The sequence below is a fragment of the Serratia sp. 2723 genome (assembly GCF_050434425.1).
Taxonomy (GTDB): Bacteria; Pseudomonadota; Gammaproteobacteria; order Enterobacterales; family Enterobacteriaceae; genus Chania.
Genome location: NZ_JBNDIN010000002.1, coordinates 366,371 through 392,591, shown reverse-complemented (window position 1 = coordinate 392,591; position 26,221 = coordinate 366,371). Strand labels below are relative to the sequence as shown.

Here is a 26,221-nt window from a genome sequence, read left to right as displayed (position 1 = left end):
GCTTATTCCAAATAGGATTTATTCAACAAAGCCGATTACAACCTCAATTCGTCCGGTATGAAAATGGGCGGTGGGCCGCGCCAGTTCGGCATGGATGTGTCCTGTGTGCAGGAAGCTATGATGGTGATCCGTGACAATTCTGAACAACTGCATTTCGAAGGATTTCAGATCTTCCCCGGTTCACAAAACTTACGGGCTGATTTCCTGATCGAAGCACAGAGTAAGGCGTTGGATCTGGTGATTGAGCTGGCGAAAATCGCACCTGGCCCAGTACGCCGTTTTAATCTCGGTGGTTGATTTGGAGTGCCTTACTTCCAGGGGGATAAAGAGCTGGATGTGGCATCCGTAGGCGAAGCCATGCATACCTTGGTTGCTAAAGCAGAACAGTATCTGCCGGAGGCGGAAATCATTCTGGAACTAGGGCGTTTTCTCGTTGCCCCAGGGGGTATCTATGTAGCGAAAATTATTGACCGCAAGGTCTCGCATGGCGTGACCTATCTGGTCGCTGATGGTGGCATGAACCATCATCTTGCCGCTTCGGGTAACCTAGGCCAGCTTATCCGCCGCAACTATCCTGCTGTCATAGGTAACAAAGTACAGGGGCAACAGCGCGAAGTAGCCAACGTGGTCGGCCCACTATGCACACCGCTGGATATTCTGTTGAATCAGGGGGATGTCGCTGTAGCAGAGCCGGGGGATTATATTGTCATTTTCCAGTCCGGAGCTTACGGTCTGACCGCCAGCCCGAACGGTTTTCTCAGCCAGAAAAGCGCGGCAGAAGTGTTAGTCTGAATCAGGACAAATTTGATTGAATAAAAGGTGATGATTTTAATGAGTAAGTTACTCAGCGGTGTACTTCAGTTTATTCGCCATATCGCACTATATACCCTCTGTTCGGGCTGTCTGGTTTCTGCATGGGCCCAACCCGCTGATGAAGCGGGTTTCCGGCGGTTAGTAGTGATAGATCCTGTTGCGCGGAAGCCAATGGAAGCGGTCTATTTCTACCCTAGCAACATGGTGGGCAATACGCTGAGCAGGTTTGGCCCCTACCATGTTTCAGCACGCAATGCAGTGAAAATTGAGCCGGGACGCTATCCGCTGATAGTAATTTCGCATGGCAACGCGGGCAGTCTGTGGAGTCACCATGATCTGGCAACCTCACTTGCCCGTCAGGGTAATATCGTGATCACCCTCAGTCATCCCGGTGATAATTACAAGGATCAGTCAGGCGCGGGCGCTGCCAGCACTATATACGGTCGCCCCCTGCAAATCTCTGCCGCCATCACGGCAGCGCTGAATAACCCGGATCTTAGCCAGTATATTGACGCTGACAAAATTGCTTTTATCGGCTTCTCATCTGGTGGCGAAACGGGATTACTGCTGGCTGGCGGCAGGATTGAACCGTCGCGCTACGTCATTTACTGCGAAAATCATCAGGTAGAAGCCATGTGCCTGGCAAAGGGGCATATCAAAAACGACAGTCCCTCTCTCGCACCTCAATCAGATCCACGCATTAAAGCGTGGGTGCTGATGGCACCGGTGAGCGCGCCTTTCTCTCCTGAGTCCCTTAAAATGCTCACTAAACCTACGCTAATCTTCACCGGTGACAAAGATGAAGAGCTTTCCTGGCAGCAGAATGCTGGCGAGCTGGCGAGCACACTGCCTTCAAAACCGCAGCTGAGAGTTATTCCGGGTGCTGGCCATTTTGTCTTCCTTGCTCCCTGCTCATCTGAACTGCGGGCAGCTACGCCGGCACTGTGCGTGGATTCTGCAGGTGTTGATCGAACGGCTGTGCACAGCATGATAGGTGAGGATATCTCCCATTTTCTTAACGGAGTCTGGCAGGACAATGGAGCTTAAGAATGTATCGTTCAGGCTGACGTACACCTTTGGGCTGGCGAAAGATGTCGGCTGGCAGTACTACACCGAAGTGATTTGCTCCACCAGTATTGAACGTATCGTCACCAGACGTAACACCACGCTGACGCAGATTGAAGCCCTTATTTACCAGCTAGAAGATATTTCGGTCATCACTAACAGCATTGGTGGAGGAATAGCAAGAGATTGGGCAATGAGACAAGACTTCCGCTGCGACTGCTGGCTTATGGAGAAAGCAGAAACAGCCATGCCAGTGATCACCCGCAATCTTGATCGCGATATATGGCGAGATCTGATGAAGCGCTCCGGTATGCTCGCGATCATGGATGCTCAGGTCCGTGACCAGTGGTACAGAAACCTGGAAGAGAATGCTATTCCAGCTATCAGCGAAGAAAGCATTTACAGCACGTTCGAGTAGCTGCACCGTGATAAGGGCGAGGTGTTTGAACGGGGGGGATCAACGTCTTCAAGTCGCTCTCTTGGGACTACAAATCGAACCATCCCTGTAAATTTGGCAAGAAAGTGATCGTCAATGGTCTGGTGAGTTATAACCAATGGGGATTTACACTGAACCACAGTTACCGGAGGGACCAACTGGCCGACCTGGAGCGAATGCTGTTCCTGCTGGATGGTAAACCGATCCCTGACAACCGTGGCGATGTTACTACCCGATTTATGGAGCATATTCGGGACAACCCTTTGAAGGAAGTTTACGAAGATGAGTTCTTCAGTATTCGTTACTTTCAGAAGGGAACCGCACATATCACTTTTAAGCGGAGCGAGCTGACAGAAAAGATGAATGATATTGTGGCGAAGCACTATCCGGGGATGCTGGCCGCGAGATGATGAAGAGAGCAGGGAAGCAATTCCTTACCTGACCCGATTCCAATAAAACGAAAAAGGAGTCAGACGATTTCTCATCTAACTCCTTGTTTTATTTGGTGGCCCCTACTGGACTTGAACCAGTGACCAAGCGATTATGAGTCGCCTGCTCTAACCAACTGAGCTAAGGGGCCAGGCGGCGTGATTATACGGTAATCATGGGATGCAGGTCTACACCCATAAAACCATATGATGTTTTTATGCACAGTTCTAGCCTGTTGTAATTGCAGGCAGATTTTGCGATAACCGCTGTTAATTCCTTTTAACGGACTGGTGATACTCATGGAACTCTTGGCACCAAACCTACAGGTGGTGTTCTGCGGCATCAATCCTGGCCTTTCCTCTGCCCATCAGGGCTATCCCTTCGCCAATGGTAGCAACCGCTTCTGGAAGGTGATCCATCAGGCGGGTTTCACCGATCGCCAGTTGGCACCGGAACAGTGGCTACAACTGCAAGATAATGGCTGCGGGATCACAGCTCTGGTCGCGCGCCCAACGGTGGCTGCCAGCGAACTTTCACGTGATGAGCTGCGCGGTGGTGGAGAGGTGCTCAAAGAAAAAATTCTGCGTTACCAACCGCGTGCTTTGGCGATCCTGGGGAAACAGGCGTTCAGCAGTGCATTTGGCGTGCGTAATGCGCCTTGGGGGCGTCAGGAGATGATGTTAGGTAAAACCGAGGTGTGGGTATTGCCTAATCCCAGCGGATTGAACCGTGCCACGCTGGAGCAGCTTACCGAGAGTTACCGCGAGCTATTCCTGGCGCTGAAATAAGGCATAAAAAAACCCCGGCGAGCCGGGGTTCTTACCAGGTCGTTAAACCTTAGTCATCCAGGAAGCTACGCAGCACTTCTGAACGGCTTGGGTGGCGCAGTTTACGCAACGCTTTGGCTTCGATCTGACGAATACGCTCACGGGTAACGTCGAACTGTTTGCCCACTTCTTCCAGCGTGTGGTCAGTGTTCATATCGATACCGAAACGCATACGCAACACCTTCGCTTCACGTGCGGTCAGGCCAGCCAGTACGTCGTGCGTGGCAGAACGCAGGCTTTCAGAGGTGGCAGAATCCAGTGGCAGCTCGAGGGTGGTATCCTCGATGAAATCGCCCAGATGTGAATCTTCATCATCACCAATCGGCGTTTCCATGGAGATCGGCTCTTTGGCGATCTTCAGCACCTTACGGATTTTGTCTTCTGGCATCAGCATACGTTCGGCCAGCTCTTCCGGCGTTGGCTCACGGCCCATCTCTTGCAGCATCTGGCGCGAAATACGGTTGAGCTTGTTGATAGTCTCAATCATATGCACCGGAATACGGATGGTACGTGCCTGGTCGGCGATAGAGCGGGTGATAGCCTGACGGATCCACCAGGTGGCGTAAGTTGAGAACTTGTAGCCACGACGGTATTCAAACTTGTCTACCGCTTTCATCAAGCCGATGTTGCCTTCCTGGATCAGATCCAGGAACTGCAGGCCACGGTTGGTGTATTTTTTGGCGATCGAGATAACCAGACGCAAGTTGGCTTCAACCATCTCTTTCTTCGCGCGGCGGGCTTTCGCTTCACCAATCGACATACGACGGTTGATGTCTTTCACCTGCTCGATGGTCAGGCCGGTTTCTTCTTCGATCTGACGCAGTTTTTGCAGGCTGCGCTGAACATCTTCATTAACGTCTTTCAGCTTCTCTGACCATGGTTTACCCATTGCCAGTGCCGCTGCGAACCAGGTATCGCTGGTTTCGTTGCCGGCGAACAGGGTGACGAAGTTTTTCTTCGGCATTTTGCACTGCTCAACGCACAGCTTCATGATGATACGTTCTTGCGTACGAACGCGATCCATCATGGTACGCATGCTGTTGACCAGGAAGTCGAACTGTTTTGGCACCAGGCGGAACTGCTTGAACACTTCAGACAGCTTCAGGATCTCTTCTGCTGCGCTGGCGTGGCTACGGCCGTTCTTTTTGATAACCAGACGAGTGGCTTCGTACTGATCGCGCAGATCGGTAAACTTCTGGCGCGCCAGTTCAGGGTCGATGCTGTTGTCATCTTCAGCTTCGTCTTCTTCGTCTTCGTCTTTTTCGTCGTCGTCCTGCTCTTCGGTGGTTAATTCAGAACCGATGTGCGTTGCGGTAGGTGCGATGTCCTCTTCCGCGTTAGGATCGACGAAGCCGGTGATCAGATCGGACAGGCGTGCTTCGCCAGCCTCGACACGATCGTACTGCTCCAGCAGATAGGTGATGGCTTCAGGGTACTCGGCAACCGAGCATTGCACCTGGTTGATGCCGTCTTCGATACGCTTGGCGATGTCGATTTCGCCTTCACGCGTCAGCAACTCAACGGTACCCATTTCGCGCATGTACATGCGCACCGGGTCAGTGGTACGCCCGATTTCAGATTCTACGCTGGACAGCACCTGAGCGGCAGCTTCTTCCGCATCTTCGTCTGTGCTGTTGGTGTTTTCAGCCAGCAGCAGGTCATCGGCGTCCGGTGCTTCTTCCATCACCTGGATGCCCATGTCGTTAATCATCTGGATGATGTCTTCGATCTGATCGGAGTCGACGATATCTTCCGGCAGATGGTCATTGACCTCAGCATAGGTCAGATAGCCTTGCTCCTTACCACGTTGGACAAGAAGTTTAAGCTGTGACTGCGGGTTTTGCTCCATAAGACGGTATCCACACTTCAGAGTATTGGGTTGGTGTCGGTCGGCGAAACCGCCAACAATAGCATTTGGGGCGTTTTTGTTGTTGCCGCGGCCCACTGTGGCGGCATATTGCAGGGCTCAGCCCTCGCATTTATCGGCACTTAAGCCGTTTGGTATTCAGTCTTTCTTCGCTAATGCCAGCTGTAATGACCAGAGTTCCTTGCGTTCGTCTGCACTCAGGCCATGCGTTCTGTCACGAGCGATCAAATCTTCCTGACGTTTTTCCAGCACCGAGTCATAGAGATTCGTCAGAGTATCTAAAAAGTGTTGCTCAACTTGTTCTTCAACGATCATATGGTTCCATGTCGCCAAGGTTTCAAGCTGCTGGCTCAATTTGTTATCGCGGTACAGTTCCAGCAACTGGCCGGTAGTCAGGCCCGGCTGCGCTAAACAGGTCTGCACCAGTTCAACAAATAGCGGTAAGCCCGCCTGCTTAGTCTGCTCAAGCCCTTCCAGGGAAGGGATAAGTGTAGCCAAACGCGGATTTTGCACCAGTAGCCCTATCAGTATACGCATGGTTGTGCGTTTTAGCTGGGGCGCCTGATAAGTATTCGCATTTTCCGCCTGCTTGGGCATCAGCTTGTCGAGCTGGCTATCGTCCAGCAGGCCCAGTTTGCTGCCTAGCTGTTGGCGCAGGTAGAGACGTAATGTCTCGCCCGGCACCTGAGTGATCAGCGGTAGCGCCAAGGTACTCAGTTTGGCACGGCCATCCGGGCTGCTCAGATCGACCTGTGGCATCAACGTTTCGAACAGGAAAGTGGAAAGCGGCTGCGCCTGCTCCATTCGCTGTTCGAAGGCATCTTTGCCTTCTTTCCGGACCAGGGTGTCCGGGTCTTCGCCGTCTGGCAAAAACATAAACCGTAACTGACGCCCGTCGTTCAGATAGGGCAGTGCGGTTTCCAACGCGCGCCAGGCGGCTTCACGGCCAGCCCTGTCGCCGTCGTAACAGCAGACAACGTTATCGGTGGCGCGGAACAGCAACTGAATATGTTCAGCCGTTGTCGAGGTTCCGAGTGAGGCAACGGCATAATCAATGCCATATTGCGCTAACGCCACCACGTCCATATAGCCTTCGACCACCAGCAAACGTTGCGGGTTGGCGTGGCTCTGCTGTGCTTCATACAGGCCGTACAACTGACGGCCCTTGTGGAATACTTCGGTTTCCGGTGAGTTCAGGTACTTGGGCATACCGTCGCCCAGAACGCGCCCACCAAAAGCGATTACCCGCCCGCGTTTGTCGCGGATGGGGAACATCACCCGTTCGCGGAAGCGATCGTAAGTGCGCCCTTGATCGTTAGTCACCAACATTCCGGCATCGTTCAGTGCTGCCCGGCTGTCGGTATCACGCCCGAAACGCTTTAATGCATTATCCCAACCGGCAGGTGCAAAGCCGATGGCAAAATGGCGGATAACGTCGTCACTCAATCCGCGCTGTTGCAGGTAATTACGCGCCTGCGTACCGTTGGATTGATGCAGTGACTGTTGATAGAACGCGCTGAGCTGTTCCATCAGTTGATATAGGCTTTGACGCTGATGGCGTTCGATTGGCGTCGGTCCGGTGCCTGCCTCGTAAGGCACTTCCAGCCCGTGCATGGTGGCCAGTTCCTCGATGGTTTCGACAAACTCGAGCCTGTCGTAATTCATCAGGAAGTCGACGGCGTTACCGTGCGCTCCACAACCAAAACAGTGATAAAACTGTTTGTCGCCATTAACGGTGAATGAAGGCGTTTTTTCGTGGTGGAACGGGCAGCACGCGTGATAGTTCTTGCCCTGCTTTTTAAGCTTTACCCGAGCGTCGATCAGATCGACGATGTCGGTGCGAGCCAGCAAGTCATTGATAAATACACGCGGAATTCGTCCAGCCATAAGCCCCTGTTACGATTGCCTATAAACGAGAACAAGCCGCGCATTCCTTTCGGAAAGCACGGCCTTCGTATGCAACTACTCGGTCTGCGTGTTCTTGAAAAAGAAAAAAATCACGCGGTGGGGTTACCCCCGAAGGATTAATACAGACGAGTGCGGCGTGCGTTTTCGCGAGCCAGTTTCTTCGCGTGGCGTTTTACTGCAGAAGCTTTAGCGCGTTTACGTTCGGTAGTCGGTTTTTCATAGAACTCACGACGACGAACTTCAGCTAAAACACCCGCTTTTTCGCAGGAACGCTTGAAACGACGCAGTGCAACGTCAAATGGCTCGTTTTCACGTACTTTAATTACCGGCATGTGCCTCTCACCTCAATAGAATTCGGTTTGCTGCTGGCCAAGCGCCAGCCTTTTCAAAATGGTGCGGAATTTTACTTCAATGGATGCTGCTTTGTAAAGCACCATAGCAAATTGAAACACGCCGCGTTCCGGCAAACTCGCGCAATTATGCATCGGCCGCCGATTATAGACTAATCAGAAAAAATTGCTCGTTTTTAATCACCCGGCGGGCAACCTTGTGAATCATCGACATAGCGCACCATCGTGGCCAGGGTGCTGCAGGCAGGCGGTAAATGGCGTTGATTGTGATAAACTGGCGGCCGCACGTGAATGATGGGAAATGTAATGCGCGTATTGGGTATAGAAACGTCCTGCGATGAAACCGGTATTGCAGTGTATGACGATCAAGCCGGTTTGTTAGCCAATCAACTCTACAGCCAGGTGAAACTGCATGCCGATTACGGCGGCGTGGTGCCGGAGCTGGCTTCTCGCGACCACGTGCGCAAGACCGTGCCGCTGATCCAGGCCGCACTGAAAGAGGCGAACCTGAAGCCTACCGATATTGACGGCGTAGCGTATACCGCCGGGCCGGGTCTGGTGGGGGCCTTGTTGGTCGGGGCAACCATTGGCCGCGCGTTGGCGTTTGCCTGGGGCGTGCCTGCGGTGCCGGTGCATCATATGGAAGGCCACTTGCTGGCACCGATGCTGGAAGATAATCCTCCGGAGTTTCCGTTTGTGGCGCTGTTGGTGTCTGGCGGCCATACCCAACTGATCAGCGTGACCGGGATTGGTGAATATACCTTGCTGGGGGAGTCGGTCGATGACGCCGCTGGCGAAGCGTTCGATAAAACGGCCAAGCTGTTGGGGCTGGATTATCCCGGCGGGCCAATGCTGTCGAAAATGGCACAGCAGGGCACGGAAGGGCGCTTTACCTTCCCACGCCCAATGACCGACCGCCCAGGGCTGGACTTCAGTTTCTCCGGCCTGAAGACCTTTGCCGCCAACACCATCCGCTCCAACGGCAATGACGATCAAACCCGTGCCGACATTGCCCGTGCTTTTGAGGATGCGGTGGTGGATACGCTGGCGATCAAATGCAAACGCGCGCTGGAGCAGACCGGATTTAAACGCCTGGTGATGGCCGGTGGTGTCAGTGCCAACCGCACATTGCGCAGCAAGCTGGCTGAATTGATGAAAAAACGCGGTGGCGAAGTGTTCTATGCCCGCCCGGAATTCTGCACCGACAATGGGGCGATGATCGCCTATGCCGGGATGGTTCGAATGAAAAACGGGGGTAACCCGGAGTTGGGCGTTACCGTACGCCCACGTTGGCCGCTGGCAGAGCTGCCTGCGGTGTAAAAGCCAAGGGCCGGAATCTCCGGCCCTCGATCACTCTTCTTTGTTTTCTTCCTGCTTCACAACACCGTCTTTCTTCTTGCGGAACTTACCCCAGATCTTCCCTTCCTGGCCGCGCCACAGGCGCTGGATATTGTCGTGGTGGCGCATCAGGATCAGGCAGGAAAGCATCGCCACCGGGAAGGTAAACTGCGGTTTGAACCACCAGACGTAGAACGGCGCAATCAGCGCGCTGACGATTGCCCCAAGCGAAGAATAGCCGCTCAGCAGTACGGTCAGCAGCCAGGTGCCGGTCATCAGGCCGGTGAGATCCCAGCCGATCGGCGCAATGGCACCGAATGCCGTCGCCACGCCTTTTCCCCCACGGAAGTGGAAGAACACCGGGTAGATATGCCCAAGACAGGCGGCGATCGCCGTCAGACCCAGATACAACGGTGGAACGTTGAACGCATAGGCCAACCAGACTGGCAACATCCCTTTGAGAATATCGAACACCAACACCGTAGCCGCCGCCAGGCGGCCACCGATACGCAGGACGTTGGTCGCCCCTGGATTTCCCGATCCATGTTCACGCGGATCCGGTAGCCTGGCGATCCGGCAAACCAGGATCGCACTGGAAATTGAGCCACACAGATACGCGAAGATAATCATGCCAAGCGCGGTAGCACTCATAGCGCGGTTCCGTTTAATAATGGTCGTTTTACTCGCAACATCTATGGATAATACGCATATTCCGTCGGAAGTGGTATCCGACAAGGCCAAAAACTGAGAATGACGTGATGGATATCGTATTTATTGAAGAGCTTAGCGTGATCACCACCATTGGCGTTTATGATTGGGAACAAACCATTCAGCAAAAATTGGTGTTCGATATCGAAATGGCATGGGACAACCGCCAGGCGGCTGCCAGCGATGATGTGAATGATTGCCTGAGCTATGCCGATATCAGCGATGCGGTCATCCAGCATGTGCAGCCCAATCGTTTTGCGTTGGTGGAGCGTGTCGCAGAGGAGGTTTCCGAAATTTTGCTACGGCGCTTTAAATCTCCCTGGGTCCGTATCAAGGTCAGCAAGCCAGGTGCGGTCGCGCATGCCAGCCGGGTTGGCGTGATCATCGAACGCGGCCAGCGCCCAGCCTGACAAGTTGTCACTGTTATGCAACTAAAGACCGATATGCTGGTCTGAAACTAGAATTGTTTAAGCGGCAAGGTATTGAACGTTGCCGCTTTTTTGTGCTTGTACCTTTAATAGCGTTAAATTTGAAATGGGGTAGTGGTCTGATGGCGGACATGCATTCATTGTTTGTGGCATTTGTGCTTGGGGTAGTTGAAGGGCTGACAGAGTTCCTGCCGGTTTCCTCTACTGGGCATATGATTATCGTTGGTGAGTTACTGGGTTTTACCGGTGATAAAGCAAAAACCTTCGAAGTTATTATCCAACTGGGTTCGATCCTGGCGGTGGTAGTGGTGTTCTGGCGCCGTCTGTTTGGCCTGATCGGCATTCACTTTGGCGGCAAACCGGTGCCTCATGAAGGGCACACGGCAGGGCGGCTGAAACTGGGCCATATCTTGCTGGCGATGATCCCGGCGGTTGTTCTGGGGCTGATCTTCCACGATGTGATCAAATCCCTGTTTGCACCGAGAAACGTGATGTATGCCTTGGTCGTTGGGGGCCTGTTGCTGCTGGCCGCCGAATGGTTGAAACCGAGAAAGCCGCGTGCGGTCGGGCTGGACGATATTACCTACCGGCAGGCATTTTTGATCGGTTGCTTCCAGTGCCTGGCGCTGTGGCCTGGCTTTTCCCGTTCCGGCTCTACCATTTCGGGCGGTATGCTGGTGGGCGTGAGCCGCTATGCGGCCTCAGAGTTCTCCTTCATTCTGGCGGTGCCGATGATGCTCGGAGCCAGCGGTCTGGATCTGTACAAGAGCCTGCACTTCCTGACACTCAATGACTTGCCGATGTTTGCCGTCGGTTTCGCCACCGCATTTGTGGTGGCGCTGATTGCGATAAAAACCTTCCTGCAACTGATCAAGCGTATTTCGTTTGTGCCGTTTGCCATCTACCGCTTTGTGGTCGCGGCGGCGGTCTACATGGTGTTTATGTAGTATCACCACCTGACTCGAACGTTTTCTCTCCAATAGTGGGCGCTCTGCCCACTATGTTCACATTACTTGTATTGGCGCACTCGATTGGTCGCTGGCAGTGGTTTCAAATTCCATCAATGAGAAAATCTATTGCCGCTTTTATCTGCGGGCGGTATTGCGCCGCATTGCACAACTCAGCACCCAAAGCACGAACAGGAATACTTGCAAGTTCATGAGCCATGACGGCGTATTCTTTGCCGTCCGTCAGCATGATTACCGGATTCATCCGGTCTGGGCGACTGCTGCCCGGATATTTTTCAACAGGCAACAGCGGGATCACAATACGACGGTTTAACTGGCTGATAATATCGCTTGTTACATCAAGTAGCAGGGGATAAACGACGCTTTTTCCGGGATTGTAGTAGACGGTGAATTGCATCGTTAAAAAGTCCTGTACTCATCGCTAAAGCAGTCGTGTTCATCATGGAAACGATTTAACGCCTCAATAGCCCCTCTGTTTTCTTCCTGCCATTTTTTCGTTGCGTGATGACGTAGTTCGGCATCTAGTGCGGCAGCCAAAGTGGCACTAAGGTTGATTCCGGCATCACGTGCCCGGTTAAGCAGGCCCCGTTCTACAGTCATTGTGACGCTTTGTGTATTGCGTACTTTTGCCGTCATGGTGCGTTCTCCTATGATGGGGTTACGTGTAACCTACACGACATCATGCACGCATTATAGCAGGCTATAGCGTGAGGGATCCCCCAAATAATGGTGCTGCTTAATCTTGCTCATTTAGCTCCCCTTCTCCCCCTTTTGGTCCGACCAATGCCGGAAAAATGTGAATCTCTGGCACATAAACAGCAAAAAGCCAAACAGACACATTGCATGTTTTTAACGGCGGGTTAACTATCGATTATCAATTATACGACTTCGCCCGGTTGGTACGACCCATTAAGCGGAGGCGTAAATGTGAATAATCGCGGGGGTCAACTACTCTATCACCCCCGACCAACGTTTACAGATGCTGATCGTCGGCTTCTGTTTTGGTGCCTTGCTGGAAGGAGCCGCCGGGTTTGGCGCACTGGTAGCAATTACCACCGCCCAGCAAATTGGCGTTTCGGATGTCTTGTTGGTTGCGGCTAACACCACCGGCGGAGTAACAGGCAAAATGATTTCACCACAGTCTATCGCGATTGCCTGTGCCGCTGTGGGGTTGGTGGGGAAAGAGTCCGACCTGTTCCGCTTTACGGTCAAGCACAGCCTGATCTTCACCTGTATGGTGGGGGGTATTACCACGCTTCAGGCTTACTGGCTGAACTGGATGATCCCATGACTGTAAATCTTCAACCCACTGATCCACTACGCTCGGCCGATCGTTTGGTTGAGCGTATCAAGATGATGATCCGCGAACGCCAATTGGAAATGGGGATGCGCTTACCCGCCGAACGCCAACTGGCCAACGAGTTGAGTGTCTCGCGTTCCTCATTACGTGAAGCGATTCAAAAACTGATTGGTGAAAAAGTACTTATCAGTCGACGTGGCGGCGGGACCTATGTCTGCGACGAGCTTTCTCCCTGGTCGGAGCAATGCATCGTGGAGCCGCTGAGAAGCCTGGTTGCCGACGATCCTGATTATCGATATGACATTCTGGAAGCTCGCCACGCCATTGAGGCCAGCACCGCCTGGCACGCGGCAATGCGCGCCACTGCCGCAGACAAAGAGAAGCTACAGGCTTGCTTTGACGCCACATTAGCGCTTCAGGAGAGCGATCATCCTGAACTTGCCGCTCAGGCCGATGCGCGTTTCCATTTGGCGATTGCCGAAGCTTCACACAACGTGGTGTTGCTGCAAACCATGCGCGGCTTTTTCGATTTAATGCGGTCCTCCGTCATGCATAGCCGCCAGCGTATGTACACCCTGCCGACGATCTTCACCCGGCTGACTGAGCAGCACGAGGAACTGCTGCTGGCGATCCTGGCAGGCGATCCTGAACGGGCGGGTAAAGCGGCAAAATCCCACCTGGGATTCGTTCATTCCACCATTAAAAATCTGCATGAAGATGAGGCCAGGCAGGCGCGTATTACCCGCCTTCCTGATGACAATTCACTGTAATAAGGGAGAGCCTTTGATGATTATCTCAGCAGCTACGGATTATCGTGCTGCGGCGCAACGTAAATTACCGCCGTTTCTGTTTCACTACATCGATGGTGGCGCTTATGCCGAACACACTTTGCGGCGCAACGTGGAAGATCTGGCGCAGGTCGCATTGAGACAGCGTGTATTGAAGGACATGTCGGCGCTCAGCCTGGAAACCAAACTGTTCAACGAAACCTTATCCATGCCTGTCGCCCTTGGTCCGGTAGGGTTGTGTGGTATGTATGCCCGCCGTGGCGAGGTGCAGGCCGCGCGGGCCGCAGAACAACAAGGCATTCCTTTTACGCTTTCCAGCGTATCGGTGTGCCCAATCGAAGAGGTGGCACCGGCCATCAAGCGGCCCATGTGGTTCCAGCTGTATGTGTTGAAAGATCGTGGATTCATGCGTAATGCCTTGGAGCGGGCGAAAGCCGCGGGCTGCACCACCTTGGTATTCACCGTGGATATGCCGACACCAGGCGCTCGTTACCGCGATGCTCATTCGGCAATGAGCGGCCCGCATGCCGCACTACGGCGGTATTGGCAAGCCGTTACCCATCTTGCCTGGGCGTGGGATGTTGGCCTGAACGGGCGTCCACACGATCTGGGGAATATCTCGACCTATCTCGGCCAGCCCACGGGATTAGAAGACTATATTGGGTGGTTAGGGGCCAACTTTGACCCTTCGATTTCATGGCGTGATTTGGAGTGGATCCGCGATTTATGGCAGGGTCCGATGGTATTAAAGGGCATTCTCGACGTTGACGATGCGCGTGATGCCGTACGCTTTGGTGCCGACGGAATTGTGGTTTCCAACCACGGAGGCCGTCAGTTGGATGGGGTGCTCTCTTCAGCCCGTGCGCTGCCGATGATTGCCGACGCGGTAAAAGGTGATATTACTATCCTCGCAGACAGTGGGGTACGCAGCGGGTTAGACGTGGTACGCATGATCGCGCTCGGGGCGGATAGCGTGTTGCTGGGGCGAGCCTATGTTTATGCTCTAGCCACCGCGGGCCAGGTGGGAGTAGAAAACCTGCTCGCGTTGATCAAAAAAGAGATGTGCGTAGCGATGACACTCACGGGGGCGAAAAGTATCGCTGAAATCAGCCGTGAATCACTGGTGCTGGAGGGTATTTGAACCGGTCAAACCTACAGATTGACGACAAAATTACAGGTTCGGACAACGGGCGCCGCATGTGGCGCCCGTTTAACTTAAGGCTGGGGCTCCTGCTGTTTCTTCCATTCGGCGAGCGCCTGCTGACGGCGGCGTTTGACCTCGTCGCGGATCGCCAGCCCTTGCAGGCCACTTTCTACCACCTCTTTGACCGAAACCGCGTTGGCGACCTGATAGGCCTGGCGCAGGTAATCGCCCTGCGGATAAGGGGTGTTTTCAAAACCGGTACGACCGCGAGCATCGGCTTCGCTGGTGAGGATCATCTGCTCTAGCCGCTGCGGTTTACGCCAGACATCGATGGCATCAAACAGTTTTAACAACGTTTCTGGCCGCAGTTTGTTGACCGTGTGGATCAGGTCGTGATACTCCGCCACCAGCTTCGCCAGTTCACGGACTGGATTAGGCACTCGCAGCCGTTGGCAAAGCTTCTCAACCAGCCTGACACCCGCAGGGCCATGGCCATAGTGGTGTGGCCAGAGCTCTTGCGGCGTGATGCCTTTGCCGAGATCGTGGCACAGCGCCGAGAAGCGGATATCCACCTCGGGGCTGAGCTGGGTGGCAATCGCCAGCGTCATCAGCGTGTGTACGCCAGTATCAATTTCCGGGTGCCATTTCTCTGGGGCTGGCACGCCAAACAGGGCGTCGATTTCCGGGAACAGCACTTTCAACGCTCCGCAGTCGCGTAGCACCTGGAAATACACCTGCGGGCTCTGGCTTTGTAACGCCTTCTCGGTCTCTTTCCACACGCGCTCCGCCGTCAGGGAGGCCAGTTCACCACTTTCGGCCATCTGCTGCATCAGCGCGCTGGTTTCAGGGGCGACGGTAAAGCCCAGGGAGGCAAAGCGGGCGGCAAAACGCGCCACGCGTAATACTCGCAGCGGATCTTCGCCAAAAGCGTCGGAGACATGGCGCAACAGGCGGGCGTCGAGATCGGCCTTGCCGTTATAGGGGTCAACCAGGACTCCATCATCACCCCGCGCCATGGCGTTGATGGTGAGATCGCGCCGCAGCAGATCCTCTTCCAGCGTCACGTCCGGCGCGGCGTAGCAGGTAAATCCGGTGTAACCCTGGCCGGATTTGCGCTCGGTGCGGGCCAGCGCATACTCCTCATGAGTTTGCGGATTGAGGAATACCGGGAAGTCTTTACCCACCTGCTGATAGCCAAGAGCCAACAGATCGGCCGGGGTTGCGCCGACCACCACCCAGTCGTGATCCACTACCGGTAAGTTGAGCAGGGTGTCACGGACGGCACCGCCGACCAGGTAAATTTTCACGGTTTAACTCCTATCAATAGCTCTTTTGATCAGATTACATCAATTGGGCAGCGGATGCGTCAGGCAATAAAAAAGCGCCCGTAGGCGCTTAAACTGGTGGAACAGTAATCAGTTCATCCAGCGATTATTCTTGCGGCGCGGGATCAGGTGCGGTAACAGCAGACCGAGCAGCAAACCAACGCCGGCAACGCCGCCGCCGTACATAAACCATTGCAGGATAATGGTGCGCTGTTTGTCATCAAGTTGCAGATTCACCGCATTCACCTTCTTCTGCGCCACAACCAGCTGATTTTTCAGATCCTGGTTTTCCTGTTGCAGGCCGCTGATGGTGCTGTCGCTGGCGGCCACCTTCTGCTGCATTTCGGCGGTGCGCTGGTTCCAGCTATTATCAATATTGGCCAGTTTGTCGGTCAGGGTTTTCACCTGCTGTTCCAGCTCTGGCACTTGAGTGCGCAGGCTTGGCGTCTGGCTAAGCTGATCCAGCGGGATCCAGACGCTGCGTCCTTTGGAATCGCGGATCTGGCCGTAGCGGGTGCTGTCGTTGACGCTCAACAGCGTGACTTCTTCACCGGCATTCAAGGTGCCGACGATACGGTATTGGTTACCTGGGCCGCTATGGACATAAGTATTTAATTCATCGGAGATATAGCGTTTATCTTCGGCATGTGCGCCCCAAGTGATGCTAAAACTTAGCACGGCAAGGCAAATCAGGCGTAATTTCTGCATTATGTCATCGTTTCTGCGTGGATTTATGGAACGATAGTAGAGCGTTCAGTCTGACGGCGCAACGCCAAAACAGGAATGGGAACTATCTTACTATGGTGAATCCCGTCGGTTGCGCAGCATTCTATAACGTAACAGGTTTTTTCTGCAGTTGGCAGAGTCAAGTAAGGGGGAATCGCGGTAAGATACTCTCACTGTGCGTCGTCGGGCTGAGTGCGGCCGGCAGACTCCGCCGCCGTGAAGACTCACGCGAATGCCTAACCTATTGGTGCAAAAGAACTATGAGCGTTGAAATAGAACTGAAGTTTATTGTTTCCCCCACGGCGATTGCCACCCTCCCGGCGCGGATTGCCGCCTGGCCCAATCAGCATTCTGCGCCCCAGAAGCTGACCAATATCTACTATGAAACCGCCGACAACTTCCTGCGCAACCATGATATGGGCCTGCGTATCCGCGGTTTTGACGATAGCTATGAAATGACCATCAAAACCGCCGGTTCGGTGGTGGGTGGGCTGCACCAGCGGCCGGAATATAACGTCGCCATCGCCAAGCCCGCGTTGGCGCTGAAAAAATTCCCGGCGGATATCTGGCCGGAAGGCTGCAAGTTGGCCCCGCTACAAAAGGCGTTGCAGCCGCTGTTTCGCACCGACTTTGTGCGTGAAAAGTGGGTGGTCACTTACGGCGCAAGCGAGATCGAGATTGGTCTCGACCAGGGCGAAGTGCGCGCGGGTGAACTGGCCGAACCGTTATGCGAGCTGGAGCTGGAGCTGAAAAGCGGTGAGACTGCTGATTTGCTGGCATTGGCAGCCGCATTGGCGGAACAGGGTGGTTTACGCCAGGGCAGCCTCAGCAAAGCGGCTCGGGGCTATCATCTGGCGCAGGGCAATGCCGAACGTGAGTTACGCCCATTAAGCGTGCTGAAGCCGGCACCTAAATCCACGGTAGAACAGGGCATGGTGGCCGCTTTCGAGCTGGCGCTGAGCCATTGGCAGTATCACGAAGAACTGTGGCTGCGTGGCGACAAGCAGGCACGCCGCGCGGTAATGGAAGCGATCGGTCTGATCCGCCAGGCACTGGTGATCTTTGGCGGATTGGTTCCGCGCAAGGCAAGCACCGATCTGCGCGCTCGGTTGACGGCTTTGGAGCCTTTGCTGGTGGATAAAACTACCCAGCCGCAGGAGCTGTGCTACGGCACGGAGTATCTGCAATGTAAGTTGGCACTCACATCGTGGTTGATCACCGGGGCATGGCGGTCGTTTATCGATGCCAAATCGCAGGCTAAGCTGGAGGGTTCATTCAAGCGTTTCAGCGACATCATGCTGGGCCGTAGCGCCGCAGAGCTGAAAGAAGCCTTTACACGCACCCTGAATGAAGATGAATATCAAGAGCAACTGCCCCGTCTGACGCGCCAGGTGTTGGCATTTATCCTGCTTTCTGGTGCCTATCCGGATAGCGAAACCGGGCCGTATATCGACAGCTGGCGCGAGCTGCAATCAGCCATTGCCGAACGTCGTCAGGGTTGGTATGAAGCCAGCCGTAAACAGGCATTATCCCATGCGCCATTCTGGTTAAACGGCGCGGTTCGTTAACTCCAGCGGGCCTGCCGGGCTGCAGGCCACAGAACGGGTCATTCACTATGTTGCCACTCTCTGCTGCGTTACAGCTTCAGGCACAGAACATCGTGCAGCGATTTCAGGAAACTCAGGGCGCGGAGTTGATGCTCAGCGCCGCAGAACAAAGCGTTCTGGCGTCGAGTGATTTTGTCAGCGACATGTTGCTCGGCCATCCTGAATGGTTGGTAACGTTACGCCAGCAGCCACCGGTGGCTGATGAGTGGCAGCACTATGCCGCCTGGTTGCAGGATGAGCTTGAAGAGGTGCAGGACGAAGCGCAACTGATGCGTGTGCTCCGTCTGTTCCGCCGTGAGAGCCTGGCGCGCATTGCCTGGGCGCAGGCTCAGCAGCTATGTACCACGCAAGAAACGCTACAACAGCTGAGTGCCCTGGCAGAAACGCTAATCGTTAGCGCCCGTGACTGGCTCTATCAAACCTGTTGCCGCGAGTGGGGCACGCCTTGCAATGCCGATGGCGTGCCGCAGCCTTTGCTGATCCTGGGGATGGGCAAACTCGGCGGTGGCGAACTGAATTTCTCCTCTGATATCGATCTGATCTTTGCCTATCCGGAAAACGGCCATACGCAGGGTGGGCGGCGTGAGCTGGATAACGCCCAATTCTTTACCCGCCTGGGGCAACGGCTGATCAAAGCGTTGGATCAGCAAACCATTGACGGCTTTGTCTACCGCGTCGATATGCGTCTGCGGCCGTTTGGTGATAGCGGCCCGCTGGTGATGAGCTTTGCCGCGCTGGAAGATTATTACCAGGAGCAGGGGCGAGACTGGGAACGTTACGCGATGGTCAAGGCGCGCCTGATGGGGGGGCATGAAGATGCCTACAGCCAGGAACTGCGCAAGACATTGCGGCCATTCGTGTTCCGTCGCTATATCGATTTCAGCGTGATCCAGTCACTGCGTAATATGAAGGGCATGATTGCCCGTGAAGTGCGGCGGCGGGGGCTGAAGGATAACATCAAGCTGGGTGCCGGTGGCATCCGCGAAATTGAATTTATCACTCAGGTGTTCCAACTGATCCGTGGCGGGCGTGAGCCCAGTTTGCAGGGGCGCTCACTGCTGCCGACGTTGCAGGCGGTTGGCGAACTGGGGCTGTTGACCGCACAGCAGGTCGCTGAGTTGAGTAACGGCTATCTGTTCCTGCGGCGGCTGGAGAATTTGTTGCAGGCGATTGCCGACCAGCAGACCCAGACCCTGCCGCAGGACGAGCTGGATCAGGCGCGTCTGGCCTGGGGAATGGACCAGCCAGACTGGCCTTCGTTGATGACGGTGCTGGAAGAGCATATGCGCCAGGTCCGTGCGGTATTTGATGACCTGATCGGCGACGATAGCCCTGATGTTGGCGAAGATCCCAACTATCAGCATTATCACAGCCTGTGGCAGGATGCGCTGGACGAGAACGAGTTGGCACCATTGACGCCCCATCTGGACGAAGAGGCTCGGCGGCAGATGCTGCGTTCCATCGCCGACTTCCGTCACGACGTGGACAAACGCACCATTGGCCCGCGTGGGCGTGACGTGCTGGATCAACTGATGCCACGCTTGCTGGCCGAAGTGTGTTCGCGCGTGGACGCGGCCACGGCTCTGACACGCCTGACACAGCTGTTGCTGAGCATCGTGACCCGCACCACCTACCTCGAGCTGCTGGTGGAATACCATGCAGCTCTCAGCCACCTGATCCGCCTTTGTGCCGCATCACCGATGGTGGCCAGCCAACTGGCGCGTTATCCGCTGTTGCTCGATGAGCTGTTGGACCCGGCCACGCTGTACCAACCGGTGGCCCCGGATGCCTATCGTAGCGAACTGCGCCAATACCGCCTGCGGGTGCCGGAAGACGATGAAGAGCAGCAGTTGGAAGCCTTGCGGCAGTTCAAGCAGGCGCAACACTTGCGCATTGCCGCTGCGGATATCGCCGAGGCGCTGCCGGTGATGAAAGTGAGCGATCACTTAACCTATCTGGCCGAGGCGATCATTGATGCGGTGGTGCAGCAGGCGTGGAAAGACATGGTCGCGCGCTACGGCCAGCCAACCCATCTGCATGAACGGGAGGGGTTAGGGTTCGCGGTGATCGGCTACGGTAAGCTGGGGGGCTGGGAACTGGGCTATAGCTCGGATCTCGACCTGGTGTTCCTGCTGGATTGTCCACCAGACGTCATGACGGATGGCGATCGTTGCATCGATGGTCGCCAGTTCTATTTGCGCCTGGCACAGCGGGTGATGCATCTGTTCAGCACCCGTACCTCTTCCGGCATTCTCTATGAGGTGGATGCCCGTCTGCGTCCTTCCGGTGCTGCCGGGATGCTGGTCAGCACCGTCGAAGCTTTTGCCGATTATCAGCGTAACGAAGCCTGGACCTGGGAGCATCAGGCCCTGGTGCGGGCGCGCATCGTGTATGGCGATCCGGCGCTGCACCAGCAGTTCGATGCGATCCGCCGCGAAATCTTGTGCAAACCGCGTGAAGTGAACAAGTTGCAGCAGGAGGTGCGTGAAATGCGCGAGAAAATGCGCAACCATCTGGGCAGCAAACAGCGCGATCTGTTTGATATCAAAGCGGACGAAGGCGGGATCACCGATATCGAATTTATTGCCCAATACCTGGTCTTAGGTTATGCCGCGGGCGAACCGCGCTTGACGCGTTGGTCGGATAACGTGCGTATCTTTGAGCTGATGGCCAATTACGACATCATGCCGGAAGACGAAGCCCGGGCGTTGACCCAGGCCTATGTCACCATGCGTGATGAGATCCACCATCTGGCGTTGCAGGAACACTCCAGCAAAGTCAGCAGCGATCTGTTTGCTGCCGAGCGTGAGCAGGTGCGTGTCAGTTGGAGTAAATGGCTGGGCTGAGGAGGCATGGGTTCCCTCACCCTAACCCTCTCCCAAAGGGAGAGGGTACCGTTCGAGTGTGTTTGAAATTAAAGTGACTCACCTTGGCTGAGGAGGCGATTGAGATTATCGCTTTACTGTCAAACGAGCAGGGGGCTATCAACTCCCTCTCCCTGTGGGAGAGGGTTGGGGTGAGGGGGCAGTTTTTACGGGTATTGCAGGCTATTATGCTAATATCTGCCGAATTTATTTTTATGACTTGTTTGGAGTTATCGGATGAAAGTTACACTGCCTGATTTTCGCCGCGCCGGTGTGTTGGTGGTTGGTGACGTCATGTTGGATCGCTATTGGTATGGGCCGACCAGCCGTATTTCACCGGAAGCGCCGGTGCCGGTGGTCAAGGTTGAAACCATCGAAGAGCGTCCCGGTGGTGCGGCTAACGTCGCGATGAACATCGCTTCGTTGGGTGCCAATTCACGCCTGGTGGGCCTGACGGGGATCGACGACGCGGCGCGTGCGCTGAGCGCCAAGCTCAATGAAGTTAACGTGCGTTGCGACTTTGTCTCGGTGCCGACGCACCCGACCATCACCAAGCTGCGCGTACTTTCCCGTAACCAACAGCTGATCCGCCTGGACTTCGAGGAAGGTTTCTCCAACGTCGATCCGCAGCCGATCATGGAGCGTATCCAGCAGGCATTGCCGCAGATTGGCGCATTGGTACTGTCGGATTACGCCAAGGGTGCGCTGAGCAAGGTGCAAGGCATGATCGCACTGGCGCGCGCTGCGAAGGTTCCGGTACTGATCGACCCGAAAGGCACCGATTTTGAACGTTATCGTGGCGCCACGCTGCTGACCCCAAACCTGTCCGAATTTGAAGCCGTGGTCGGTCATTGTCAAAGCGAAGAAGAGCTGGTGACGCGTGGGATGAAGCTGGTGGCGGATTTTGAACTGTCTGCGCTGCTGATCACCCGTTCCGAGCAGGGGATGACGCTGTTGCAGCTGGGCCGTGAGCCGCTGCATCTGCCAACCCAGGCGCAGGAAGTGTTCGACGTGACCGGTGCCGGTGATACGGTGATCGGTGTGCTGGCCACCGCCCTGGCTGCGGGTAATACGCTGGAAGAGTCCTGCTTCCTGGCCAACGCCGCCGCCGGTGTGGTGGTGGGTAAGTTGGGCACCTCGACCGTCTCGCCAGTCGAACTGGAAAACGCCATTCGTGGCCGCGCCGAAACCGGCTTTGGCGTTATGACCGAGGCCGAGTTGAAAAAAGCGGTAGCGCAGGCGCGCCAACGCGGCGAGAAAGTGGTGATGACTAATGGCATCTTCGACATTCTGCACGCAGGCCATGTCTCGTATCTGGCAAATGCGCGCAAATTGGGCGATCGCCTGATCGTGGCGGTGAACAGCGATGCATCAACCAAACGCCTGAAAGGGGAAACCCGCCCGGTTAACCTGTTGGAAAACCGTATGGTGGTGCTGGGTGCGCTGGGTGCCGTGGATTGGGTGGTACCGTTCGAGGAAGATACGCCGCAACGCCTGATCGCCGAAGTTCTGCCGGATCTACTGGTGAAGGGTGGCGACTACCAGCCGCATGAGATTGCCGGCAGTGCCGAAGTCTGGGCCAACGGTGGCGATGTGCGGGTACTGAACTTTGAAGATGGGTTATCCACCACCAACATCATCAAGGCCATCAAGGATGGGCGTGGTTAACTTTATCTACATATCTATACCCGATGGATTTCAAGCTGTAGCTAGGCGACAAACTTACCCATCCCCAGGAGCTTACTTTTGTAAGTGACTGGGATGGGGAAGCACAGGTAACAACGCTGTAGCTTGAAAGACGACGGGTAAACAGGGTGGTTTGCAGTGAGTGGACTGAAGCAGGAGCTGAGTTTAGCGCAGGGCGTTGGGCTATTGTCCACTTCACTGCTGGGTACCGGGGTCTTTGCCGTCCCGGCATTGGCAGCGCAGGTGGCGGGTGGCGATAGCCTATGGGCCTGGCCAATACTGATTGTGCTGGTATTCCCGATCGCCATCGCTTTTGCGGCGTTGGGCCGCCATTTCCCCAGCGCCGGTGGTGCCGCGCATTTTGTCGGCCTGGCCTTTGGGCCACGCATGGCAAAGGTAACCGCCTGGCTGTTCCTCTCTGTGATCCCCGTGGGTTTGCCCGCCGCATTACAAATCGCCGCAGGGTTCTGGCAGGCTACCTTTGGTTGGGATGCCAACGGCCTGTTGCTGGTGCAAATTGTCACGCTGGTGGTGATTTGGCTGCTTGGCACTCGCAGCGCCGGTTCCAGTGCCAATATTCAGACCTTGATTGCCCTTCTGGTGATCGCGCTGGTGGGGGCTATCTGGTGGCAAGGCGGCATTACTCCATCGCAAATCCCATGGCCTGCGGTCAGCGATATTTCTCCTCCTGATATGTTCCACGCGTTGGCGGTGATGTTCTGGTGCTTTGTCGGGCTGGAGGCTTTTGCTCATCTGGCGACCGAGTTTCGCCATCCAGAGCGGGACTTTCCGCGTGCGTTAATGCTCGGGCTGTTGGTGGCAGGGGCGGTCTATTGGGGTTGTACCGTGGCGGTGCTGCACTTCCATGCTTACGGTGAACATCAGGCGGCGGCTGCTTCGTTGCCGGGGATCGTGGTGCAACTGTTTGGCGAACATGCGCTGTGGATTGCCTGCATCATTGGCTATCTGGCCTGTTTTGCCAGCGTGAATATTTACACCCAGAGCTTTGCCCGTCTGGTCTGGTCACAGGCCCAGGAAAAGCCTGCTAGCGGGCTGGCTAAACTCTCTGCGGGCCAAGTACCGGTCAATGCATTGAGCGCGGTGGTGGGGTGCTGCCTGCTGTTCACATTGCTGATCTATACCCTGAAGCTGCCGCTGGATACGCTGCTGGTGTACGCCAATGGCATTTTCGTGCTGATTTATCTGCTGTGTATGTTGGCGGGTTGGCGGATCTTGCAGGGGCGTTCGCGGCTGATGGCAATCGTTGGCTCCGCGTTGTGCTTGTTATTGCTGGTGATTATCGGCTGGAAAAGCCTGTATGCGTTGGCGATGTTGGTGCTGATTTGGCTGGTGCTGCCGCGTAAAGTGCAGACGGTGGTCTCCAGGCACTAAGGGCGCACTGGTGCGCCCCTTACAACAACTTATTCGTCTGCTGGCTTGTTGGCTACCGGCGCGATATTCAGCTTGCTTTCCAGTTCAGTCAGACGCTGTTCCAGCAATGCCAGCTTTTCACGGGTGCGCAGCAGTACCTGGGTCTGCACGTCAAACTCTTCGCGGTTAACCAGATCCAGACGGGTCAACTGCGCTTGCAGCACCTGACGGATTTTTTTCTCAACGTCTTCCCCGAATTCACGTACGCCTTTAGGCATCGACTCTTGGACCTGGCGTGCGATCTGTTCAATTTTTTTCGGGTCAATCATGGCGTTTCCCTTTCTGATATTTGGTGGCTGATGCTTAGTGTAATGCGAGTTGCTCGCCGGATAAACCATTACCGTGTTTGCTGCGCGATCCCTCATTACCTGGCCGGATGGCTTGAAACACTAAAGCGATGGGGTTATAGTCGAGAAGCTTATTCTCAGGGCGGGGTGCAAGTCCCCACCGGCGGTAAATCACCATTCACGGTGAAAGCCCGCGAGCGCTCAACCTATCTCTCAGGAGTGGGTTAGAGGTCAGCAGATCCGGTGTAATTCCGGGGCCGACGGTTATAGTCCGGATGGGAGAGAGTAACGACACCTGTCGGGCGTATGCCCCGCTTGCGTTATTTTTTTGGCTATTGGCATAGCCACTCCTCAAGATCGCCCTGGTTCTGGTAATCCATAATTTTAATGAGGTTTTTTACCATGAATCAGACTCTACTTTCAGATTTCGGCACGCCGGAAGAACGCGTTGAACGCGCTCTTGATGCATTGCGCAACGGGCGCGGTGTGATGGTGCTTGATGATGAAAACCGTGAAAACGAAGGTGACATGATCTTCGCCGCAGAAACCATGACCGTTGAACAGATGGCGCTGACCATTCGCCACGGTAGCGGCATTGTTTGCCTGTGTATCACCGAAGATCGTCGCCAGCAGCTTGAGCTGCCGATGATGGTCACCAATAACTCCAGCCAGTTCCAGACCGCCTTTACCGTGACGATTGAAGCGGCGCAGGGCGTGACCACTGGCGTATCGGCTGGCGATCGCCTGACAACCATCCGTGCGGCCATTGCAGACGCTGCCAAGCCAAGCGATTTGAACCGCCCAGGTCATGTGTTCCCGCTGCGTGCTCAGCCTGGTGGCGTGTTGAACCGCCGTGGCCACACCGAAGCAACCATCGATCTGGTCTCAATGGCCGGTTTCAAACCCGCAGGCGTGCTGTGCGAACTGACTAACGATGATGGCAGCATGGCGCATGCGCCAGAAGTGATCACCTTTGCCAAGCAGCATGACATGGTGGTGCTGACTATCGAAGATCTGGTGGCTTACCGCCAGTCGCACGAAAAGAAAGCCAGCTAAGTCGCTGACTGAGATGAAAAAGCCGCTGATGAAGCGGCTTTTTTTGTGCTTAAAATTCTTTAGCCGATGCCGCCGCTTTGCAACAGCGTCAGGCTAAACCCCATCACCGCCATACCGCACAGCACGCCGTAGCTTGGATTATTGTGTGGGTCGATCTCTTTGGCCAGTGGCATCAGTTCATCTACCGACAGCGCCACCATAATCCCGGCCACCGCAGCCATAATCGACGCCATCACCACCGGTGAAACCATGGGGCCGAGCATCAGGAAGGCCAGTACGCCACCCAGAATTTCTGCCATCCCGGAAATGCCAGACCACAGCAGCGCTTTGGTTTTGGAGCCGGTTGCCGCATACACCGGTCCGGCGACCGCCAACCCTTCCGGAATATTATGGATGGCTACCGCGAGCGCAATGCCCATTCCCAGTTCCAGATCGGCGCTGGCAGTGACAAAGGTGGCAATCCCTTCCGGGAAGTTGTGCAGGCTGATGCCTAGCGTCAGCAGCATGGCGGTGCGTTTCAGGTTATGGGGCTTGATGGGCTTTTGCACCAGGTCTTGCGGGTGCTGGTGTGGCAGCATGCGATCCAGCGCAAAGTAGCCTAACAGCCCGATCATAAACATGCCGTAGCCAAGCATTGGCGACATGCCGACGGTGTGCAGCGCTGCGGGCAATATTTCCATCAATGAAATTAACAGCATAATCCCTGCGGCAAAGCCGAGCGCAAACGCCAGCAGGCGGTTGGAGGGCTTCTGGCCAATAATACCGAGCAGGGCACCGGCAAAGGTAGCCCCCCCGGCTAGCAAGGTCAGGATCAGCGGTACTGACATGCATTTTCCTTGTATGCTAATAATATTTATCAGTTTCTGATAC

25 protein-coding genes, 1 tRNA gene, 1 pseudogene and 1 riboswitch are annotated in these 26,221 nt (G+C 55.1%); of the genes and pseudogenes, 16 read left to right on the top strand and 11 right to left on the bottom strand.

The features are described 5' to 3' along the window. The first annotated feature begins 63 nt into the window (after positions 1–63). The 4 genes and pseudogenes from ABIE29_RS04460 (at position 64) to ABIE29_RS04445 (ending at position 2,724) form a co-directional block, all read left to right on the top strand. Positions 64–297, top strand: a complete 234-nt coding sequence (locus ABIE29_RS04460; protein WP_429617008.1) for a hypothetical protein — start codon at positions 64–66, stop codon at positions 295–297. Between the two features lie 6 nt (positions 298–303). Further along, the gene (locus ABIE29_RS04455; protein WP_429617007.1) at positions 304–792 is read left to right on the top strand and encodes a hypothetical protein; all 489 of its coding nucleotides are present in this window, start codon (positions 304–306) and stop codon (positions 790–792) included. 39 nt (positions 793–831) lie between these two features. Next, positions 832–1,860, top strand: a complete 1,029-nt coding sequence (locus ABIE29_RS04450) for an alpha/beta hydrolase family protein (RefSeq protein WP_429617006.1) — start codon at positions 832–834, stop codon at positions 1,858–1,860. 34 nt (positions 1,861–1,894) lie between these two features. Next, a pseudogene (locus tag ABIE29_RS04445) lies at positions 1,895–2,724 on the top strand (DUF4942 domain-containing protein). Between the two features lie 93 nt (positions 2,725–2,817). Here the strand turns inward: ABIE29_RS04445 and ABIE29_RS04440 are convergent. Next, positions 2,818–2,894 (bottom strand) — tRNA-Ile (locus tag ABIE29_RS04440). 148 nt (positions 2,895–3,042) lie between these two features. Between ABIE29_RS04440 and mug the strand changes: the two genes are divergently transcribed. Further along, entirely contained in the window at positions 3,043–3,531 is a 489-nt protein-coding gene (mug, locus tag ABIE29_RS04435; RefSeq protein WP_429617005.1) for a G/U mismatch-specific DNA glycosylase, read from the top strand. A gap of 49 nt (positions 3,532–3,580) precedes the next feature. Here mug and rpoD read toward each other — a convergent pair whose 3' ends face one another. The 3 genes from rpoD to rpsU all read right to left on the bottom strand — a co-directional run bounded on the left by rpoD (position 3,581) and on the right by rpsU (position 7,677). Next, positions 3,581–5,419, bottom strand: coding sequence for an RNA polymerase sigma factor RpoD (rpoD, locus tag ABIE29_RS04430; protein ID WP_024528266.1), 1,839 nt, complete (start codon positions 5,417–5,419; stop codon positions 3,581–3,583). A gap of 156 nt (positions 5,420–5,575) precedes the next feature. Further along, the gene (gene dnaG / locus ABIE29_RS04425) at positions 5,576–7,324 is read right to left on the bottom strand and encodes a DNA primase (RefSeq protein WP_429617004.1); all 1,749 of its coding nucleotides are present in this window, start codon (positions 7,322–7,324) and stop codon (positions 5,576–5,578) included. 137 nt (positions 7,325–7,461) lie between these two features. Next, complete coding sequence (gene rpsU, locus ABIE29_RS04420; RefSeq protein WP_001144069.1) at positions 7,462–7,677, bottom strand: 30S ribosomal protein S21; 216 nt, start codon at positions 7,675–7,677, stop codon at positions 7,462–7,464. A 324-nt stretch (positions 7,678–8,001) separates the two neighbouring features. Between rpsU and tsaD the strand changes: the two genes are divergently transcribed. Continuing rightward, positions 8,002–9,015, top strand: a complete 1,014-nt coding sequence (tsaD, locus tag ABIE29_RS04415) for a tRNA (adenosine(37)-N6)-threonylcarbamoyltransferase complex transferase subunit TsaD (RefSeq protein WP_115159962.1) — start codon at positions 8,002–8,004, stop codon at positions 9,013–9,015. Positions 9,016–9,045: 30 nt separating this feature from the next. Here tsaD and plsY read toward each other — a convergent pair whose 3' ends face one another. Then, positions 9,046–9,684, bottom strand: a complete 639-nt coding sequence (plsY, locus tag ABIE29_RS04410) for a glycerol-3-phosphate 1-O-acyltransferase PlsY (protein ID WP_429617003.1) — start codon at positions 9,682–9,684, stop codon at positions 9,046–9,048. 107 nt (positions 9,685–9,791) lie between these two features. Between plsY and folB the strand changes: the two genes are divergently transcribed. Together folB and bacA are read left to right on the top strand one after the other, a co-directional pair. Next, the gene (gene folB, locus ABIE29_RS04405; protein ID WP_429617002.1) at positions 9,792–10,151 is read left to right on the top strand and encodes a bifunctional dihydroneopterin aldolase/7,8-dihydroneopterin epimerase; all 360 of its coding nucleotides are present in this window, start codon (positions 9,792–9,794) and stop codon (positions 10,149–10,151) included. A gap of 140 nt (positions 10,152–10,291) precedes the next feature. After that, positions 10,292–11,116, top strand: a complete 825-nt coding sequence (bacA, locus tag ABIE29_RS04400; RefSeq protein WP_429617001.1) for an undecaprenyl-diphosphate phosphatase — start codon at positions 10,292–10,294, stop codon at positions 11,114–11,116. A 103-nt stretch (positions 11,117–11,219) separates the two neighbouring features. On the opposite strand, the gene ABIE29_RS04395 is transcribed toward bacA, so the two are convergent. Beyond that, complete coding sequence (locus ABIE29_RS04395) at positions 11,220–11,534, bottom strand: CcdB family protein (RefSeq protein WP_429617000.1); 315 nt, start codon at positions 11,532–11,534, stop codon at positions 11,220–11,222. A 2-nt stretch (positions 11,535–11,536) separates the two neighbouring features. Next, positions 11,537–11,773: a type II toxin-antitoxin system CcdA family antitoxin gene (locus ABIE29_RS04390; protein WP_429616999.1), complete on the bottom strand. Its 237-nt coding sequence runs from the start codon at positions 11,771–11,773 to the stop codon at positions 11,537–11,539. A gap of 295 nt (positions 11,774–12,068) precedes the next feature. On the opposite strand from ABIE29_RS04390, the gene ABIE29_RS04385 reads away from it, so the two are divergent. The 3 genes from ABIE29_RS04385 to lldD are packed head-to-tail and all read left to right on the top strand — an operon-like array spanning position 12,069 to position 14,366. Further along, a complete protein-coding gene (locus ABIE29_RS04385; RefSeq protein WP_429617083.1) occupies positions 12,069–12,428 on the top strand; it encodes an L-lactate permease in 360 nt (119 codons plus the stop codon). Further along, entirely contained in the window at positions 12,425–13,207 is a 783-nt protein-coding gene (lldR, locus tag ABIE29_RS04380; protein ID WP_429616998.1) for a transcriptional regulator LldR, read from the top strand. Before ABIE29_RS04385 ends, lldR begins: the two co-directional genes overlap by 4 nt. 16 nt (positions 13,208–13,223) lie before the next feature. Continuing rightward, a complete protein-coding gene (gene lldD / locus ABIE29_RS04375) occupies positions 13,224–14,366 on the top strand; it encodes an FMN-dependent L-lactate dehydrogenase LldD (protein ID WP_429616997.1) in 1,143 nt (380 codons plus the stop codon). Positions 14,367–14,440: 74 nt separating this feature from the next. On the opposite strand, the gene ABIE29_RS04370 is transcribed toward lldD, so the two are convergent. Both ABIE29_RS04370 and ABIE29_RS04365 read right to left on the bottom strand, forming a co-directional pair. Further along, complete coding sequence (locus tag ABIE29_RS04370) at positions 14,441–15,676, bottom strand: multifunctional CCA addition/repair protein (RefSeq protein WP_429616996.1); 1,236 nt, start codon at positions 15,674–15,676, stop codon at positions 14,441–14,443. A gap of 108 nt (positions 15,677–15,784) precedes the next feature. Beyond that, positions 15,785–16,402, bottom strand: coding sequence for a TIGR04211 family SH3 domain-containing protein (locus tag ABIE29_RS04365; RefSeq protein ID WP_429616995.1), 618 nt, complete (start codon positions 16,400–16,402; stop codon positions 15,785–15,787). A 278-nt stretch (positions 16,403–16,680) separates the two neighbouring features. Between ABIE29_RS04365 and ABIE29_RS04360 the strand changes: the two genes are divergently transcribed. From ABIE29_RS04360 to yjeH, 4 genes are all read left to right on the top strand, one after another. Next, positions 16,681–17,988 carry an inorganic triphosphatase gene (locus ABIE29_RS04360; protein ID WP_429616994.1) on the top strand — a complete coding sequence of 436 codons (1,308 nt, stop codon included), beginning with the start codon at positions 16,681–16,683 and terminating at the stop codon, positions 17,986–17,988. Between the two features lie 47 nt (positions 17,989–18,035). Next, the gene (glnE, locus tag ABIE29_RS04355; RefSeq protein ID WP_429616993.1) at positions 18,036–20,873 is read left to right on the top strand and encodes a bifunctional [glutamate--ammonia ligase]-adenylyl-L-tyrosine phosphorylase/[glutamate--ammonia-ligase] adenylyltransferase; all 2,838 of its coding nucleotides are present in this window, start codon (positions 18,036–18,038) and stop codon (positions 20,871–20,873) included. Between the two features lie 255 nt (positions 20,874–21,128). Next, positions 21,129–22,559, top strand: a complete 1,431-nt coding sequence (hldE, locus tag ABIE29_RS04350) for a bifunctional D-glycero-beta-D-manno-heptose-7-phosphate kinase/D-glycero-beta-D-manno-heptose 1-phosphate adenylyltransferase HldE (protein ID WP_429616992.1) — start codon at positions 21,129–21,131, stop codon at positions 22,557–22,559. 156 nt (positions 22,560–22,715) lie between these two features. Next, positions 22,716–23,969, top strand: a complete 1,254-nt coding sequence (gene yjeH, locus ABIE29_RS04345; RefSeq protein ID WP_429616991.1) for an L-methionine/branched-chain amino acid transporter — start codon at positions 22,716–22,718, stop codon at positions 23,967–23,969. Positions 23,970–23,998: 29 nt separating this feature from the next. On the opposite strand, the gene ubiK is transcribed toward yjeH, so the two are convergent. Further along, positions 23,999–24,277: a ubiquinone biosynthesis accessory factor UbiK gene (ubiK, locus tag ABIE29_RS04340; RefSeq protein ID WP_429616990.1), complete on the bottom strand. Its 279-nt coding sequence runs from the start codon at positions 24,275–24,277 to the stop codon at positions 23,999–24,001. 147 nt (positions 24,278–24,424) lie between these two features. Further along, positions 24,425–24,586: riboswitch (FMN riboswitch) on the top strand. Positions 24,587–24,697: 111 nt separating this feature from the next. Between ubiK and ribB the strand changes: the two genes are divergently transcribed. Further along, a complete protein-coding gene (gene ribB / locus ABIE29_RS04335) occupies positions 24,698–25,351 on the top strand; it encodes a 3,4-dihydroxy-2-butanone-4-phosphate synthase (RefSeq protein WP_429616989.1) in 654 nt (217 codons plus the stop codon). Positions 25,352–25,410: 59 nt separating this feature from the next. On the opposite strand, the gene zupT is transcribed toward ribB, so the two are convergent. After that, complete coding sequence (gene zupT / locus ABIE29_RS04330) at positions 25,411–26,178, bottom strand: zinc transporter ZupT (protein ID WP_429616988.1); 768 nt, start codon at positions 26,176–26,178, stop codon at positions 25,411–25,413. Positions 26,179–26,221 lie beyond the last annotated feature (43 nt).

Coding starts and splice junctions, on each gene's coding strand:
- glnE (WP_429616993.1), top strand. CDS start 18,036: ATGTTGCCACTCTCTGCTGCGTTACAGCTTCAGGCACAGAACATCGTG.
- ABIE29_RS04390 (WP_429616999.1), bottom strand. CDS start 11,773: ATGACGGCAAAAGTACGCAATACACAAAGCGTCACAATGACTGTAGAA.
- ABIE29_RS04360 (WP_429616994.1), top strand. CDS start 16,681: ATGAGCGTTGAAATAGAACTGAAGTTTATTGTTTCCCCCACGGCGATT.
- folB (WP_429617002.1), top strand. CDS start 9,792: ATGGATATCGTATTTATTGAAGAGCTTAGCGTGATCACCACCATTGGC.
- ABIE29_RS04450 (WP_429617006.1), top strand. CDS start 832: ATGAGTAAGTTACTCAGCGGTGTACTTCAGTTTATTCGCCATATCGCA.
- mug (WP_429617005.1), top strand. CDS start 3,043: ATGGAACTCTTGGCACCAAACCTACAGGTGGTGTTCTGCGGCATCAAT.
- ABIE29_RS04395 (WP_429617000.1), bottom strand. CDS start 11,534: ATGCAATTCACCGTCTACTACAATCCCGGAAAAAGCGTCGTTTATCCC.
- bacA (WP_429617001.1), top strand. CDS start 10,292: ATGGCGGACATGCATTCATTGTTTGTGGCATTTGTGCTTGGGGTAGTT.
- ABIE29_RS04460 (WP_429617008.1), top strand. CDS start 64: ATGGGCGGTGGGCCGCGCCAGTTCGGCATGGATGTGTCCTGTGTGCAG.
- lldR (WP_429616998.1), top strand. CDS start 12,425: ATGACTGTAAATCTTCAACCCACTGATCCACTACGCTCGGCCGATCGT.
- dnaG (WP_429617004.1), bottom strand. CDS start 7,324: ATGGCTGGACGAATTCCGCGTGTATTTATCAATGACTTGCTGGCTCGC.
- rpsU (WP_001144069.1), bottom strand. CDS start 7,677: ATGCCGGTAATTAAAGTACGTGAAAACGAGCCATTTGACGTTGCACTG.
- ribB (WP_429616989.1), top strand. CDS start 24,698: ATGAATCAGACTCTACTTTCAGATTTCGGCACGCCGGAAGAACGCGTT.
- ABIE29_RS04365 (WP_429616995.1), bottom strand. CDS start 16,402: ATGCAGAAATTACGCCTGATTTGCCTTGCCGTGCTAAGTTTTAGCATC.
- lldD (WP_429616997.1), top strand. CDS start 13,224: ATGATTATCTCAGCAGCTACGGATTATCGTGCTGCGGCGCAACGTAAA.
- rpoD (WP_024528266.1), bottom strand. CDS start 5,419: ATGGAGCAAAACCCGCAGTCACAGCTTAAACTTCTTGTCCAACGTGGT.
- plsY (WP_429617003.1), bottom strand. CDS start 9,684: ATGAGTGCTACCGCGCTTGGCATGATTATCTTCGCGTATCTGTGTGGC.
- hldE (WP_429616992.1), top strand. CDS start 21,129: ATGAAAGTTACACTGCCTGATTTTCGCCGCGCCGGTGTGTTGGTGGTT.
- ubiK (WP_429616990.1), bottom strand. CDS start 24,277: ATGATTGACCCGAAAAAAATTGAACAGATCGCACGCCAGGTCCAAGAG.
- zupT (WP_429616988.1), bottom strand. CDS start 26,178: ATGTCAGTACCGCTGATCCTGACCTTGCTAGCCGGGGGGGCTACCTTT.
- tsaD (WP_115159962.1), top strand. CDS start 8,002: ATGCGCGTATTGGGTATAGAAACGTCCTGCGATGAAACCGGTATTGCA.